General features: G+C 55.9%; 11 protein-coding genes and 3 pseudogenes. 1 reads left to right on the top strand and 13 read right to left on the bottom strand.

Translation table 11 applies throughout. The features are described from left to right. Window positions 1–96 precede the first annotated feature (96 nt). The 8 genes and pseudogenes from NKH23_RS33205 to NKH23_RS33170 form a co-directional block, all read right to left on the bottom strand. Window positions 97–1224, bottom strand: a complete 1128-nt coding sequence (locus tag NKH23_RS33205) for an S-(hydroxymethyl)glutathione dehydrogenase/class III alcohol dehydrogenase (RefSeq protein ID WP_353036558.1) — start codon at window positions 1222–1224, stop codon at window positions 97–99. A gap of 193 nt (window positions 1225–1417) precedes the next feature. Then, window positions 1418–3007: a phytoene desaturase family protein gene (locus NKH23_RS33200; RefSeq protein WP_353036554.1), complete on the bottom strand. Its 1590-nt coding sequence runs from the start codon at window positions 3005–3007 to the stop codon at window positions 1418–1420. A gap of 429 nt (window positions 3008–3436) precedes the next feature. Further along, the gene (locus tag NKH23_RS33195) at window positions 3437–4216 is read right to left on the bottom strand and encodes an SDR family NAD(P)-dependent oxidoreductase (RefSeq protein WP_353036552.1); all 780 of its coding nucleotides are present in this window, start codon (window positions 4214–4216) and stop codon (window positions 3437–3439) included. A gap of 284 nt (window positions 4217–4500) precedes the next feature. Next, window positions 4501–5586: an ABC transporter ATP-binding protein gene (locus NKH23_RS33190; RefSeq protein ID WP_353036550.1), complete on the bottom strand. Its 1086-nt coding sequence runs from the start codon at window positions 5584–5586 to the stop codon at window positions 4501–4503. A gap of 94 nt (window positions 5587–5680) precedes the next feature. Beyond that, entirely contained in the window at window positions 5681–6493 is an 813-nt protein-coding gene (locus NKH23_RS33185) for an ABC transporter permease (RefSeq protein WP_353036548.1), read from the bottom strand. A 4-nt stretch (window positions 6494–6497) separates the two neighbouring features. After that, window positions 6498–7400, bottom strand: coding sequence for an ABC transporter permease (locus tag NKH23_RS33180; protein WP_353036546.1), 903 nt, complete (start codon window positions 7398–7400; stop codon window positions 6498–6500). A 37-nt stretch (window positions 7401–7437) separates the two neighbouring features. Then, the gene (locus NKH23_RS33175; protein WP_353036544.1) at window positions 7438–8517 is read right to left on the bottom strand and encodes an ABC transporter substrate-binding protein; all 1080 of its coding nucleotides are present in this window, start codon (window positions 8515–8517) and stop codon (window positions 7438–7440) included. A 485-nt stretch (window positions 8518–9002) separates the two neighbouring features. Continuing rightward, a pseudogene (locus NKH23_RS33170) lies at window positions 9003–9288 on the bottom strand (transposase); the annotation flags it as partial. 113 nt (window positions 9289–9401) lie between these two features. Between NKH23_RS33170 and NKH23_RS33165 the strand changes: the two are divergent. Then, window positions 9402–9581: pseudogene (locus tag NKH23_RS33165) on the top strand (integrase core domain-containing protein); the annotation flags it as partial. A 398-nt stretch (window positions 9582–9979) separates the two neighbouring features. Here the strand turns inward: NKH23_RS33165 and NKH23_RS33160 are convergent. The 5 genes and pseudogenes from NKH23_RS33160 to NKH23_RS33140 all read right to left on the bottom strand — a co-directional run. After that, window positions 9980–11335: a Glu/Leu/Phe/Val family dehydrogenase gene (locus NKH23_RS33160; protein ID WP_353036556.1), complete on the bottom strand. Its 1356-nt coding sequence runs from the start codon at window positions 11333–11335 to the stop codon at window positions 9980–9982. 173 nt (window positions 11336–11508) lie between these two features. Continuing rightward, on the bottom strand, window positions 11509–12006 hold the full coding sequence (locus NKH23_RS33155) for a UPF0262 family protein (protein ID WP_353036542.1): 498 nt from the start codon (window positions 12004–12006) through the stop codon (window positions 11509–11511). Window positions 12007–12620: 614 nt separating this feature from the next. Further along, complete coding sequence (locus tag NKH23_RS33150) at window positions 12621–13967, bottom strand: aspartate aminotransferase family protein (RefSeq protein WP_353036540.1); 1347 nt, start codon at window positions 13965–13967, stop codon at window positions 12621–12623. A gap of 463 nt (window positions 13968–14430) precedes the next feature. Further along, window positions 14431–14625, bottom strand: a pseudogene (locus NKH23_RS33145) (transposase); the annotation flags it as partial. 590 nt (window positions 14626–15215) lie between these two features. Continuing rightward, window positions 15216–15532 (bottom strand): hypothetical protein (locus NKH23_RS33140; RefSeq protein WP_353036538.1); only part of this gene is annotated, 317 nt, incomplete at its 5' end.

The raw sequence follows: 15532 nt of genomic DNA, 5'->3' as shown, positions 1-15532 counted from the left end.
GCATCGCAATGCGAGCTGACAAAACCGACCAGAGCTTCAACGCAATCATCCATCTCGCAGCCGCCGTCATAAACTCACGATGAATCTCAACAGGCCCTAGTAAACCACGACGCTCCGGATCGATTTGCCCTCATGCATGAGGTCGAAGCCCTTGTTGATGTCCTCGAGCTTCAGCGTGTGGGTAATCATCGGGTCGATCTCGATCTTGCCGTCCATGTACCAGTCGACGATCTTCGGCACGTCGGTGCGGCCGCGCGCGCCGCCAAAGGCGGTGCCCATCCAGGTGCGCCCGGTGACCAGCTGGAACGGCCGCGTCGAGATCTCCTGGCCGGCACCTGCCACGCCGATGACCACCGACTTGCCCCAGCCGCGGTGCGAGGCTTCAAGTGCCTGCCGCATCACCTTGGTGTTGCCGGTGCAGTCGAAGGTGTAGTCGGCGCCACCGATCTGGTCGGCGCCGCGCTTGGTCATGTTGACGAGGTGAGGCACGACATCGCCGTCGATCTCCTTCGGATTGACGAAATGCGTCATGCCGAACTTCTCGCCCCAGGCCTTCTTGTCGTTGTTCAGGTCAACGCCGATGATCATGTCGGCGCCGGCAAGGCGCAGGCCCTGGATGACATTGAGGCCGATGCCGCCGAGGCCGAAGACGATCGCAGTGGCGCCGATCTCGACCTTGGCCGTGTTGATGACGGCGCTGATGCCAGTGGTGACGCCGCAGCCGATGTAGCAGATCTTGTCGAAGGGGGCGTCCGGGTTGACCTTGGCGACCGCGATCTCGGGCAGCACGGTGAAGTTGGAGAAGGTCGAGCAGCCCATATAGTGGAAGATCTTGTCCTTGCCGATCGAGAAGCGCGACGAGCCGTCCGGCATCAGCCCTTGCCCCTGCGTCGCGCGGATGGCCGTGCACAGATTGGTCTTGCGCGACAGGCAGGACGGGCAAGAGCGGCATTCGGGCGTGTAGAGCGGAATGACATGGTCGCCCTTCTTCAACGAGGTGACGCCCTTGCCGACATCGACGACGACACCGGCGCCTTCATGGCCGAGGATGGCCGGAAACAGGCCTTCGGGATCGGCCCCCGACAAAGTGAACTCGTCGGTGTGGCAGATGCCTGTCGCCTTGATCTCGACCAGCACCTCGCCGTCTCGCGGTCCGTCTAGCTGAACGGTCATGATCTCAAGCGGTTTGCCGGCCTGCGTGGCCACTGCTGCGCGAACGTCCATCACTTGTTTTGCCCTGCCTTTCTGCCCTTTGAGCCGCGCAGCCTCGTCTACGGGTTTAGGCTCCATAGACGTGTCCTAGATGCGCAACCACTCTAGGTTTTCGTCACTCAACGCGGGCCGGACGTCATGCTCAGTTCGAGAGTGTCTGTCGCCTGGGCGATACCGTGGGAACGAACTCTTAGCTCCATCAGTTTCACGATCGTTTCTTCCCGCGATCTCGCAGGATCTCCCGCACCGCGTTAAAACCTGGCAATCCGGTGACGCCCCCGCCAGGGTGGCAGGAGGAGCCACATTGATATAGCCCTTGAATGGGTGTCCTATAGTCCGCGTAGTGCGGGTACGGTCTGCGCGAGAACAATTGATCGGGAGTCATCTGCCCATGCAGGATGTTGCCCCCTGGTATGTTGAGAATATTTTCGATATCGGTGGGAAGCAGGACCTGATAATCTATGATCTCATTCGTAAATCCTGGAACAAATTCATCCAGTACTTTCCAAACAGTTTGGACGAACTCGGACCGGCGTGACGACCAGTCCCCCTCGCGTAGTTTATATGGAACATGACCCCCGTAGAGGTTTACGACATGCTTACCCTCGGGCGCCATGCTCTTATCGAGGTAGGTTGGTGTCGCCACTGTCATCCACGGGACCTGGGCGAATTTTCCGTACTTCGCATCATCGTATGCTTTTTCTAGGTAATCTATGGTGGGCCCGATATGCACGAATGCTGATACTGGCCTGCCAGTGTCCGACCCAAGACATTCGAGCTGAGGTGGCCGATTGCAAGCGACGTTGATTTTCCAGTTCGTGCCGACAGTGTTGAATTTTTCCAGTGATTGAACAAGATCATCAGGAAGATGTTTTCGCTCAACGACCTTACCAAAAAGAATTTTCGAATGCATACTGCTGGCTACAATTCGGGCGCGATACTCCATGCCATCTTTTGTTGCTACGCCATTGACCTTGACGCCGTCGACGATAACGTGCTCTACTTCAGCGTTAGTGTGAATTTCAACACCTAAGCTCTGAGCGGACGCCGCCAAGGCTTTCGATACGGTTCCCATGCCTCCGATAACGTGCCCGCGTACTATTTCGTGGGAATGATCAGTGAGCATATTGTAGAGGCACGCAAGCGCGGATCCTCGCGAATGCGGACCTACGAAATTGCCAATGCCCGCCTGATAAGCGAACATCGCACGAACGGCGTCGTTCTCAAACCAATGGCTCAGATATTCCTCGGCGCTTTGAGTCATAAGTTCGACAAAATCAAACATCTTGGTTCTCAACCCAAAGTTCCGCCAAGAGAACGCGAGCGTCTTAGTGACATCGCGGAACGTTGAAGCAGTTGGATCTGGCGGAACCTCCGTGCCGAGATGGCGCATGTAAGCCGCTAGTCCATTATGAAAGTCGACGAACTTGGGATACGCTTCAGCGTCTCGCGTGGAGAGCTGCGCAATGTTCTTCGCGGTTGCGGCGACGTTATCATTTGTTATCAAGCAACGTCCGTCTTCTGTCGGACTGAAGAGGTCGCCGTAGGGGACGGCTTTCAGACCAAATTTCCCAAGGTCCAGATCTTTGATGATTTGCGGGTAAAGGTGCTGCAACCCGTATGAAAAAACTGAGAATGTGAAGCCGGGAAACACCTCGTCAGAAAATGCGGCACCGCCGACTGCGTGCCGCCGTTCCAGAACAGCCGTTCGCATTCCTGCTCGTGCCAAATAAGCCGCACACACTAGGCCGTTGTGTCCGCCTCCTAATACGACTGCGTCATAGTGGTTTGTCATGAGTCACCTCCTGCCCTTGCGCATAAGACTGGTGCGCCGCTAGCACCGCAGCGGCCCCAGCAGTTCCCACAGAACGCCCCCAGGAACACGGATGCTTTTAGCCATCCGTTGCGGCTCATATGTGAAACACCGTTCTGCTTTTAAGTGCAATGGGTGTGGCTGTCAATGTTCGGATGGTCTATTTGCCTAACGATGTTTTCTTTTCCGCACGCCACCAAGGGCTCAACAAATTGGGTAGAGGCGACGCTCTTCCCTGTGGCGGACATAGCTTATGCACGATGACCATTACGCTCGCGGGCCCTCTCAAAGCCAATCGGCAGGTGGTCGGCATCTCTTTTTCGCCCGTGTGCACACAGGTGCGGCCGATGTTACTGGAAGAGCGAAATAGCTCCTTTTGGTTTCTCTAGGCAGCGTCAGCCCGTGTCCGGATTACTGCCTTCTTGCAAGTCCAGGGATACGATCCAAGAGTGTTTGAGAAAGGCCACCATCAACTCCAATGTTCTGTCCCGTCACGTAGCGGTTCGTGGGGTCAATCAAAAACTCTACCAAGCGCGCAACGTCCGAGGGCTGTCCGATAGTACCCAAAGGCACAATGGCCTCGCGCGCCCTCAAAATCCGTTCGTCCTGATACACTGCTTCAGTCATCGGGGTTCTGATCATACCGGGCGACACGCAATTGACGCGGATACCGTATCGTCCCCACTCAATCGCAAGCTGGCGACAAAGCATTGTTAGTGCGGCTTTAGCAGAGCTGTAAGCGCCGGTGCCGCGATGGGGATGGCTGCCGGACTGCGATGATATAGCCACGAAGCTCCCGCGGCTGTCGCACAAATGCGGGAATGCAGCCTTCGCAAGCAACCAACTCGCTCGACATGTAACAGCAAACATGCGGTCCCATGCCTCTAACTCTAGTGACTCCAACGGAGCCGGGTCGGCAATGCCGGCATTGGAAACAATGACATCGAGACCGCCAAATTCTTCCACTGCCCGGGCCACTAATTCTGCAGGTGCTTGAGGTTGGCTAAGATCGGCTGTCACGATCACGACTGTGGAGTCCCGAAGCCGACAAGCGCTCGCCAACTCTTCGACCAGCTCTGTCGACCGCCGCACACACATCACCAGAGAGAGAGCCGTGCCGTGTCTATCGGCGAGTTGCTCGCAGATCGCTCCGCCGATCCCGGCGCTAACACCTGTCACAAGTACCTTCAAGGGGGTCACCGCATGACCCGACGCAGGTCACGAGAGGCACATTCGCCCTTCATGCGTTGCAAGGCTCGGCAAGGCGAAGTGGCTGGAGACAATGACTGCGATAGACGGTCGACTATGGGCATGCCAAAATCTTTCTCGATGCAAGTGTTAGTCGGAGCGTCGGAGCCGCAGCAGCCGGAGTCCGATATGTAGCCCTGCCGCCGAGTCTCGATGCGAAACTCGGACAACAAAACATCGGAAAGCGTCCGTTTGGCTGCTGCCTGGGACAGCGCTGATCGTTAACTCTAGCTGTTTCGGGGGACGAGGACTGCATCCCCAGTCCCGAAACGCAAACCTAGGATTTGGTTGCGCTCGAAACGGCGCGATTGGTTTGGCTTTGCTAGGACAGTAAGGACACCCATGGACGTCTCAACGCCGAGGCGAACTGAACTCCCAAGGTAGACGATACTTTGTATTCGACCTTGCAGCATTGCCTCCCCGTCCGAGCAGACCTCGATTTCCTCGGGCCGCAGCATCAGGAGATAAGGTTGTGACGGATATACGGTTATATCGGGGCTGATCCGCACCACCTGACCACCCAAGAGGGTGAATTCCCTTTCGGAAGTCTGATTGACGGCGACCAGATTCGCCTCACCAAGAAAGTTCGCAACGAACTCCGTTCGCGGTCGTTGATACAACGTTTCGGGATGTGCAACTTGCTCGATCCGTCCATCCCGCATCACGGCCGCGCGGTCGGAAAGCATCAAAGCCTCTCCCTGATCGTGGGTCACGTAAACGATTGTCAGGCGCAGCCGCTCCTGAAGGCTGAGCAGCTCAAGTTTAAGCTCTTCACGAAGGTTCTTGTCCAATGCTCCCATTGGCTCGTCCATAAGGAGCACATGCGGCTCGTATATTAACGCGCGCACAAGGGCGACTCGCTGGCGTTGTCCACCCGAAAGCTGTTGGGGCAATCTGTTTGCAAACTTGTCGGGCGAGAGCTTTACCATGTCCATCGCGCGACGCACACGCTCATCGATCTCCGATTTCGACATGCGTCTAAGTTTGAGAGGATAGGCGATGTTGTCGTACACGCTCATATGCGGGAACAAGGCATAGCTTTGGAATACCATCCCGATCCCACGAGCAAAAGGCGGGACTGAGGTGACATCCTGCTCACCAATGTGAATTGTTCCCGATGTGGTCCCCTCGAAACCGGCCAGCATCATTAGTGCCGTTGTCTTGCCCGACCCTGAAGGACCAAGCAGCGAAACAAACTCACCTGGCTCGATATCCAAAGAGACGTTGTCAACGGCTCGAACTATTCCGTACTCTTTGGTGAGATTTCTCATCTGCACGCGAGAGCCGGTTATTGAACCCAAGTCTGCTGACACCGAAACTTCTCCTAAGCGAATTTGCGACTGCGAAGTTATTGAATGTATGCCCACGAACCTTCCTTCTGAGATGGACTTATCGGACGACAATTTATCAAAGCGCGGGAACTGCCTCCGACCATCGCCGCTGCCAGCGCTGAAGTAGGCCGACTAACCACATCAAGACGATAGCTATGAAGATCTGGACCGTCGAGACTGCTGCGATAACTGGAGAGGCAGCGAGTGACAAGCTGGAGAAGACCCGAACAGGCAACGTGGGTGACAACGAACCAGACAGGAAGACCGCCATCACCACCTCGTCAAACGAAATCAAGAATGCGAACAATGCACCAGTGATGATTGCTGGTAGGTTAGCTGGGATAGTGACGTCTCTGATCGTACGCCAACGATTTGCCCCCAGGATTAAGGCGGCGAGCTCAATGCTAGGATCGTTTCGTGCCAAAGAGGACGAGACGATGAGATAAACATAAGGAACGCCCAAAACGGTGTGCATGATGGCAATCCCGATGTTCGATCCAATCATGTCAAGTTTCGAGAACAGGGAATAGCCACCAGTTGCCAAGATAATCGGCGGCACCACGAGTGGAGCGATCGCGAAAATTTCAACGATTTGTTTTCCGGGCAGCCTTGTGCGTGCCGTTGCAAATGCAGCGACGCTGCCAATGATCGTCGCAAACAAAGTAGCCAGACTACCCACAAAGAGCGAGCGAAGGACAGCTTCGTTCCAGCGCTCGTCAAAAAGGAATTCTTCATACCAGCGCCACGAGAATAAGTGTGGTGGAAATCTAAGGACCTCATCTGCGCTGAAGGAAAGCCAGATCACGACAAGCGTTGGCCCAATAAGGTAAAGGGCCACAAGCGCGATTAGCAGGTACCGAATCCGTCGGACGTTTGCGGTGTCACCCATAGCATCACCTCCTGTAGTGTGCGGCAATGCTGCCGATCTTGCTGGCGATGAAAAGTAAGCATAGCGTGACAATTAAGAGGAGGGCGGACATTACCGCGCCACCTTTCAGATTGTAGAACGTCATAACCTCGGTACTAATCATGTTTGAGATCATTGAGCTTTTGGGCCCTCCAAGAATTGCTGGAGTTATGAAGAAGCCAAGCGAGATCACAAACACCAACACACTGGCCACGCCAGCTCCCTGTTTGGTCAGGGGCAGCACCACTTTTGCAAATGTCTGGCGCCCCCGTGCCCCACAAATTGCCGACGCGCGCAGCAGATCTAAGTCGAGGCCGAGCAACGTTGTGTATATCGGTAATATCGCAAACGGCAGCATGACCTGAACCATGCCGATCAAAACGACCGGCTCGGTGTAGAGCATCGCCAGAGGTTTATCGATTAAACCTGCCTCCAGCAGTAGCGAATTGATCATGCCAAAGCGACTAAACATCGCTGTCCATGCGTATGTTCTGACGACAATGCTGGTGAACAGCGGGAACATGATCAGCGCCAAGCCGATAGAGCGCACGCTGGGCGAACTTCTCCACATTGCGTAGGCCATCGCATAGCCAACGGCGACGCTGATGATTGTGACCATCACGGAGATACGAATGGTTCTAAACGCAACGGCTTGGAACAACTCATTAGAAAGAACATCGGTAAACAGGCCGGCGGCATCTTTAATCCCGCTATCAAATATTACGAGCGTCAGGGCGACGATGGGGCCAACGAAGAAGATACCTAGCAAAATCAACAGCGGGGAAACGCCAGCATACCCAATCGACTGCGTAAGAACGACTCCTCGATCGACGTCCGCGACGGCGTATCCCCGCTTTGCTTTCGTGTTATAGCTCGATTGCACGTCCATTTTCCGATCGGCGCTGCATTAGACGTTTAGTTGGAACCTACTTGGCAACGTATTCCTGCCAAGCCTTTCCAATTTCAACCTGTTGCCTCGACATTGTCTCAAAGAGCGCAGCAGGCAGGGTGGTCAATACAGCTTGGGCTTCCGGCGTAACACTTATAAACGGCTTCAAATTTTCTGGCAGGTACGCCACAGATTCAGGGTTGGGTGAACTGTAGCCGACCAGCTTGGTGAACTCCGCCTGCCGCTTCGGATCCAGCATGTACACCGCGAAGGCATCGAGTACATCCTCGTTTTTAGTACCCGTTGTGTAGGTAAGATAACTAGGGAACTGGATGCCGCCCTTATGCTGGATCTTCCATTGTGGGTTGGCCTGCGCCGCCTGAATGATTCTGCCATCCCAGCACAGGCAATAATCCACGCTGTTATCGATCATCAATTGGGCCATCTGGCTGCCATTGGCCCAATATGCCGCGATTTGATCCTTTATAGGGTCTATCACTTTCAGGCAGTGTTTGATATCGATTCCCTTGGTCAATTCATTAACACTGACCCCATCGCTCAGAAGGGCCAAAGCACATATAAACTGCGCTTCACCAGCCAGGGAACTTACGGCCCGGGGGCCCTTAATGTTCGGGTCAAAGAAGTCCTTGACGCTCTTGAGCGGCACGACGTTATCGGCATTGCGATACGAAACAGTCACGACCGAATTGAGGACCGGCACACCGTAGTCACTGGCCACCGCCTTCGGCAGCTTTTCGAGACCAGGAATTTTTGAAGTGTCAATTTTTTCAATGACTCCGTCCTTAATGAGCTTCGGTATGTACGGGGCATCGACGCTCGACATTCCGTCCCACTCGACCTTCCCAGCCTTGACCTGCGCCGAGGCTGCGGCGATCGACTCGTCTGCACCGGCTTCAACGAGGCGAATTTTCGCTCCGGTTTCCAATTCGAATGGCTTGATATAGGCCTCTTCTAGCGCAGTGGTGTATTTCCCGCCGGGACTCTGGATAACCGCTTCCTTCCCTTTGATGTCCGTAGCGAACACTGCTGAAGATGCTATTGCGAATGCGGCAGTGATGCCGATGTATTGCATCGGCTTTCTACGCAAGCATTTCATAGTCTCTCTCCTCTGGTTTCACGCCTTACAGTCGTGATGGCCTGCACGCTCGGCTCTCTCCGAGCTCAAGTGATTGCTGCTCGTTTGCTCAGGCTTCCCTCGACAGACGTGGGTCGATGCTCGCCTGAGCATTCATCGCGCTGCTGCTCCCCACCGCCTTCTGGCGATCTCTTTTTTTGGAATGTGTTTCCAATTTAGAACAGCGGGTCATATTGGTGTCAAGTCGAATAATGGATTAAACGTCAGTGGATCAAAGAGCTGAATTGGGAACCCTACCTGAGGCAAATGGGTATTTGCGGCCGCTCTTTTGCCCTCAGCCCGCGGGTCCCGGAGCGTGCTTCTTAAACCGTGGCATAGGGAACGGTGGATCCTAAGACGCATGCTCCGGCTCCATAATACGCGAACAGTGTTCTATTATAACCGCTTGTTCGAATTGTCAACGAGAGGAACAGGAGAATCTCAAGGGAGGGGCCTGATTAGCTCAGGAGCCGAGCGAATGTTCTCTCCACCCACCCATCTGCGGGGTAGCACCTCGAAGCCCTTGATGGCGTCATCTGTGCGCTTGATTTCGAGCTTGAACTTGCCGACATTCTGCAATGCCCTTTCAGCTTCGGTCCGGCATAGCCGCCATCGACGAAGACATGGCGCAGCCACGGCGAGCGTTTGAGGATCGAATTTCAGGGCAGCCGGCGCGCCGTCCCCATCCTGGATATCGGCGGCATGGATGACCAGGCCCACCAGCAGGCCGAGTGTGTCGACAACGATATGGCGCAATCCGCACCCTCGTTGTCGGACAGCATGGCCTGCGCGTTGGCGGCTTCAGCCTGCCGGTTGGCGGCATCCGCGACCGCCATATCCCGTTCCGCCTGCAACGCCATCAGAGGACAATCAGGGTCGACAATGGCAGTGAGTTCATCTCGCGCGACCTCGATCTGTGGGCTTACGCCAATGACGTCACGCTCGACTTCTCACGGCCGGGCAAGCCCACCGACAACGGCTATATCGAGGCCTTCAATAGCAAGCTCAGGGCTGAATGCTTGGACGCGCACTTGTTCCTGACGCTTGCTACCAGCCCGTCACCATGATCGCAGCCGGAAAACTCCAGCCTCCGGCGCTCCAAACTTCGGTCTCAGAGCAATTACGCCGCCATGGTGCCGAAAGCCGGCGATAAGCTTCTGGATTTAACTCGCCCACCTCTTCGGCATCCGGGCGTCAAAATCCCACCGCTCCCCCATGCTCGTCGCTGTTCGCTGAACTCGCATCGCTCAAACGCCACCGCTTTTGCCCCGGTTACATGCGCTTCACCTCGCCGCCAAATGCAAATTATGGCCTGCCGATTGGGAGGGAGGCACCGGGAGGGCCCGCCGCGTAGGGTCGCAGTCAATCGGAGGGACCGGACGGCAGCGGCGTCTGAATTGTCCGTTCGAGTGTCGCTGCAACAGCTTGTAACAAATGCGGATGCTCAGATTCCGATTGCCTCGTAAGCAGCTGCAATCCGGCGAATGGCTGTGACATAGGCGGCCGTCCTATAGTCACCTAGTTCAGGCTCTGCTTCTAACAGGCCGGCCATGCTTTCCCAGGTGTTGCGCATAACGTCTTCGAGACCGGAGCGAACAAGATCGATTTCGGCGCCACCTTCCAAGAATTCGTCACGCATATCAGCAGGAAACGACTTGCCTGTCATCCGCTCAAGCGCGGTCGCAATCGTCTGATTGCATCGCTCTCGCCGTCGTCTTTCCATAAGGCCAAATGGGATGTGGGTCAGGTTTTTAACCCATTCGAAATAGCTCACCACTACCCCGCCGGCGTTGACGTAGAGATCAGGGAGGATCGTCGCGCCTCGAGAGCGCAGGATCTTGTTGGCGTCGAACGTAACCGGACCGTTGGCGGCTTCTACGATGAGCTCCGCTTTAATGCGCTCGGCGTTGTCGCCGTGAATGGCATTTTCCAGGGCGGCCGGGATGAGAATGTCGCAAGGCGCTTCTAAACCCGACATGTCGCCGGCGAACGACTTCGCCCCTGCAAATCCAAGGACGCTGCCGGTGCGCACCTGGTGTTGCTTGAGTGCCTCCACCGCCAGTCCCTCCGGGTCGGCGACATATCCATCTCGCTCCGCGACAACCGTAATGCGTGCACCATCTTGCTCGGATAGGAACTTCGCGGCATGGTATCCAACATTTCCAAACCCCTGAACCACGACAGATGTATCGTTCAAGTCTCGCCGGCCACCGATCCCTGGAGTGCGCGAGTCTCGGAGATAACTTTGGATGGCGAATTGCACGCCGCGACCTGTGGCTTCCGTTCGTCCGGCGATGCCCCCCTTCGAGAGCGGCTTTCCCGTCACGCAGGCGCGGGCGTTGACGACGTCGGTTGGATTTGCACGACGAAACTCATCGACCATCCATGCCATTTCGCGCTCCCCCGTGCCAACGTCAGGCGCAGGCACGTTTAGCCCCGGGCCGATAAGACCGCGCTTGGTAAGTTCCTGAGTGAAGCGGCGCGTTATGCGTTCAAGCTCTGGAACGCTCCATTCGCGCGGGTCAATCTTGAGCGCACCCTTGGAGCCGCCGAAAGGAACATCGACCAAGGCGCACTTAAGGGTCATCAGGGCAGCGAGCGCCTCCACCTCTTCCGCATCAGCGTCGGCAGCAAACCGAAGGCCGCCTTTGACTGGCTCGCAATGTTCGCTGTGGACCGAGCGCCAGCCTACAAAGCTATACATGCGCCCACGGAGTCGGACTCCAAAGCGCACCGTATATGTCGAATTGCACTGTATGATGCGCTCCGCCAAGCCCTCCGGAAGATCAATAAAGGACATGGCGTTTCGAAAATTTAGGTCGATACTCTTCAGAAAGCTTGAGGGGCTATTTAGGACCAAAGCATCCATTGGCTGTTTCCCTGTGAATTAGTCGCACGCTCGGTGGAGCGCAACGACCTTCGGGGTTGAACTTGTTTTCCACACCGGCCTCGTCCTGTGTCGCCATGCTCACGTTATCCTACTGGGGCATTTCGCATCAGCGACACGTAGATGAGCGTAAATAGCAAGCAGGCGGTGTTGCCGTCGACAATCACCTTTGTCGCGAGCTGGTTCCTCAGCCACTCGGCAGCGTCATTGTGAAGGGCGCGCCGGTCGATCTCGATTGTCTCGAGCTCGGTGCGGCTGGCTCGAGGCATGGTCTCGTAGTAATTCTCGCAAGTCAGCACGTAGTGCTTGAGGAGCCGCCACAGGGGGCTCAGTGACAAATAATGGTTGGCAAGTTGAACACGATTGTGGGTAGCGATGTTGAGCCGCAATTGTCCATCAACCAGCGCCAGCTTGAGACGGTATGGTCCGCTCTCCAGGCCGAGTGGATTGAAAAAACTGCTTTGAACAAGTTTGTCCACGGCAAGAGCACGTTCCCGCTCGACGTGCTGGTTACGACTGAACGGACCTTCAAGCGACACCTCGCAAATACGAGACGGTAAGGTGAGCATCGACGGTTTTCCCATGGGTCCACTCCCACGCCTGCTCGGTAACGAACAGCGCGCGCGCACGGCATCATTCTCGAACCATTGACTCAGATACTCGTTGGCGCCTTGGGTCATAACTTCGACGAAATGGAACAGCTTAGTTCTGGAACCAAAGTTCCGCCAACAGAACGAGAGCGTTCTGGTTAGATCCCTGAAGTTTGAAGCCGTAGGATCAGCCGGAACTTCAGTACCGAGGTGGCGCGTATACACCGCAAGCTTGCTGTGAGATTCCACGGACTTTGGTCAGGCCCCAGCATCTTTTCTGGAAAACTCGCGAGGTCCGAGAAAGCCGCGCACGGATATTGCAAACGAGGTGCCACAATAGAAGCTGCGCTGCAGGGCTCTCACCTCGGATCGTGCTCTTCGCCAACATGAGAACTGGTCCTGCGTCCTCGTATCGAAGACTCTAGGAGTTCCTTTGGGCCCTGGCAATCCAAACCAGCTCTCCGTTTTTCTACGCAAACAGCAACGATCTCGCCGGTACGTTGCGCCAGAGTGCTACGTCGTTAAAGTGCATTCACTCCGAACCTGAGCATCGCAGATTGGTTTCTGCGATGCTCATTCGAGTTGGAGGATATGCCCTTCATCTGCAGTCAGGCAGCCTTGGCGCGAACTTCCATGATGGCTGCATCGATGGACTCACCGAGCAACGCAACGATCGTGTCTAGATTTTCTCCAGTTGCTATCAAGGGCGGGCACACGACTACGTGGTCTCCTTTGTAACCGTCCACCGTGCCCGTAAGCGCATGTGTAATCAGACCCTTTGCTCGCGCGTTCTGAAACACTCTGGCGCTCAGGGCGTTGGAGGCTGCGAATGGAGCTTTTGTTTCTCGATCTTCCACAATTTCTATAGTCATCATCATTCCACGACCCCGTATGTCGCCGACGTGCGGGTGTTGAGCGAATCTGTCGTTCAACCCCTTTGAAAGCAAATTTCCAGTTGCTTTAACTTGATCCAGGAACCCGGGGCCACGAAGTATTTTCTGCACGGCGATTGCCGCAGCGCACGCTACGGCGTGTCCGCCGTACGTGTAGCCACCCTTATAGGTACCAGAGCCAGAAACTATGGCATCGTAAACCTTTTGATTGACGAGGGTCGCAGCTATTGGCTGGAAGCCAGCAGCGATACCCTTTGCAAAGCAAAGGAAGTCGGGAGCCACGCCATCCTGCTCGCAAGCATGCAGCGTCCCGGTACGGCCCAGGCCGCAAAACACCTCATCCAATATAAGGAGAACACCATACTTGTCGCAGATTTCCCGCACCCGTTTGAAATACCCTGGAACGGCCGGCGTCGTACCGTTCGTAGTTCCTGTCACCGTTTCTGCTACAAATGCCATTACGGTTTCAGGTCCCAGCCCCAGGATGGCTTGCTCTAGCTCATTAGCGACGCGTAAGCCATATTGCTCAGATGTTTCTCCCTCCAAGCGACCCCTGTATTCGTAACAAGGCGAAATATGAAGTACATTCTGTAGAACTTCTTCAAATGGGGCGCGACGAGCGAGCTGATATCCAAGGGCAAGGTTAGTCAAGCCGGCACCGTGGTAGCTGTTTCGCCGCCCGATCACCTTTCTTCGCTTGGGTTGGCCAATCTCCACGAAATACTGGAGGGCCATCATAACGGCAGTTTCGACAGCCTCGGATCCGCTGTCAGAAAAGAACACTCGGCTTAGGCCCTCTGGAGCGTCCGTCGTTAGAATTGATCCCAGTTCTTCAAGTGGCTCCGACGAGAACATGCCGGAATGAAAGTAGGCAAACTTTCCGATCTGCTCGCGAACAGCTTCAGCGACGGATTCTTGGCTGTGACCAAGGCACGAGACGCAAGCGCCACCCGCGTACGCGTCGATCCACCGCTTGCCCTCCTTGTCGAAAATGTACATGCCCTCGCCTTTGACAGCGATTGGAAGACTACGGTTCGGAACACGGTGGAACACACTGCTCATTTAACTCTCCTTAGTGTTAGTGAATGGAAGGCGCTGTCTATGTCTGACGGTGAGAAGAAAGGCCTCTGAAGTGAATATCTGGTGTCCACTTTCAAACCATGATTAAGCGAACAGCGTTCTGTTTATAAAGCCTGGGCCGACATGTCAAGGATAAAGATGACAGACAGGCAGACACCAGCTCCCACCTGCCAGTGGAAAAGCCGTCCTTCGCTGGGCGAAGTGAGGTGACTTCGTCAATGGGTTGGCTCGACCCAGCATCGGCGATGAAGGTGCCCGCCAGATTGGTCCAACTCATTATCTTTAATCCCCATAGAGTATAGGCCAAGCGCCGATCCGGAGAGAAGCAGGCTCCCGCGAAACACGTCAGAAGTCGGAGAAGCGAAAAGGAGATAGAAGGCGCTTTGACTTCAAACAGAGAGCCAGTCGTTCAAGACCACCGAAGTGGGGGGATACCCCAAGAGATCTTGATGCAGTTCTCCATGTCGCCACGCGCAGTAAAGCTTTTCGCAAAGCGGTTGTGCCGCTGAGCGTCCTGACGCAAGCGAGGTAACGATGAAGCGCGGATTGGCCCCCGCCCTCGTTCGGCCTGGCGATCGACCCGTCGCTGGCGTGCCCCAGCTTTTATTGTCGACCACAGGAAGTCGCTGTGAACGGTTGTCAGGAAGTGCGGCTATTCGGTGCCGAGAGGCAGATTGAGGTTTCGGCGAACGCAGACGGTATCGCGATGGTGGATTTGACGAGCCCGCCCCTCTGCTTCGCTGCGCGCAGCGAAGCAGAGGGGCGGGCTCGGGAGAGAAGTTTTTCGCCGATGCTTTTCGGTGAAGAGTGCGGGCGCTGGCGGAGCCGCAGCGCGTGCTTTAATCTTTTCCCAGATCGTTAAAGCAGGCGCGGCGCCGACCAACCTTGCAAGTTTACCCGGCGCCGCACCCTACATCGTGCGGAACACGAATGCCGGGCTATTATGGCGCAGATGGGACCTCGCGTCCACGTCATGGACACCGCCACAGGGCGGCGGAAGACGGCACCGGGCGCTTCTTCCTTTGCGAGCGTTGCCGGGCACAAGTGCTGATCTGCAGATGCTGCGACCGGGGACAGATCTATTGCGCCAAGGGCTGCGCATGTCTTGCGCGTGCCGAGCGACGACGGGATGTCGCCAAGCGGTATCAGGCGAGCCGAAACGGCCGTTTCGCTCACGCTGAGCGCAGCCGCCGATATCGAGCCCGGCGCAACATAGTGACGCACCATGGTTCACCCGCTGAAGACGCCGATGTTTATGTCATGGCGGCTTCGGCGACGACGCAAATCCAGGCGCCTGATACCGCTGATACGCCGTCCTTGACCAAGCATGCGATCCCGACGGGGTCGTTGGGCGGAGTTTTTGGACGTCATTGTCACTGGTGTAATCGCTGCTGCTCGCCATTTGTCCGCCGCCAGCCCCTGCGTCGCCGCCAAGCCATTCATAACGTGTAGAAGTTTGTACTTGATCGGACAGTTGGCGTCTGAGAGTGGTCCGTTTTGCCTGTCCGATGGGATCAGGCAGCGATCATTTTCTCCTTCGCCAGCGG

It is taken from the genome of Mesorhizobium sp. M1328, assembly GCF_040318075.1.
Taxonomy (GTDB): domain Bacteria; phylum Pseudomonadota; class Alphaproteobacteria; order Rhizobiales; family Rhizobiaceae; genus Mesorhizobium.
This window is presented reverse-complemented; position numbering and strand designations above follow the sequence as displayed.

What these genes read in the sequence shown, in the direction of transcription:
- NKH23_RS33175 (WP_353036544.1), bottom strand. Translation starts at nt 8,517, where the DNA reads ATGAAATGCTTGCGTAGAAAGCCGATGCAATACATCGGCATCACTGCC.
- NKH23_RS33185 (WP_353036548.1), bottom strand. Translation starts at nt 6,493, where the DNA reads ATGGGTGACACCGCAAACGTCCGACGGATTCGGTACCTGCTAATCGCG.
- NKH23_RS33160 (WP_353036556.1), bottom strand. Translation starts at nt 11,335, where the DNA reads ATGTCCTTTATTGATCTTCCGGAGGGCTTGGCGGAGCGCATCATACAG.
- NKH23_RS33200 (WP_353036554.1), bottom strand. Translation starts at nt 3,007, where the DNA reads ATGACAAACCACTATGACGCAGTCGTATTAGGAGGCGGACACAACGGC.
- NKH23_RS33150 (WP_353036540.1), bottom strand. Translation starts at nt 13,967, where the DNA reads ATGAGCAGTGTGTTCCACCGTGTTCCGAACCGTAGTCTTCCAATCGCT.
- NKH23_RS33155 (WP_353036542.1), bottom strand. Translation starts at nt 12,006, where the DNA reads ATGGGAAAACCGTCGATGCTCACCTTACCGTCTCGTATTTGCGAGGTG.
- NKH23_RS33205 (WP_353036558.1), bottom strand. Translation starts at nt 1,224, where the DNA reads ATGGACGTTCGCGCAGCAGTGGCCACGCAGGCCGGCAAACCGCTTGAG.
- NKH23_RS33180 (WP_353036546.1), bottom strand. Translation starts at nt 7,400, where the DNA reads ATGGACGTGCAATCGAGCTATAACACGAAAGCAAAGCGGGGATACGCC.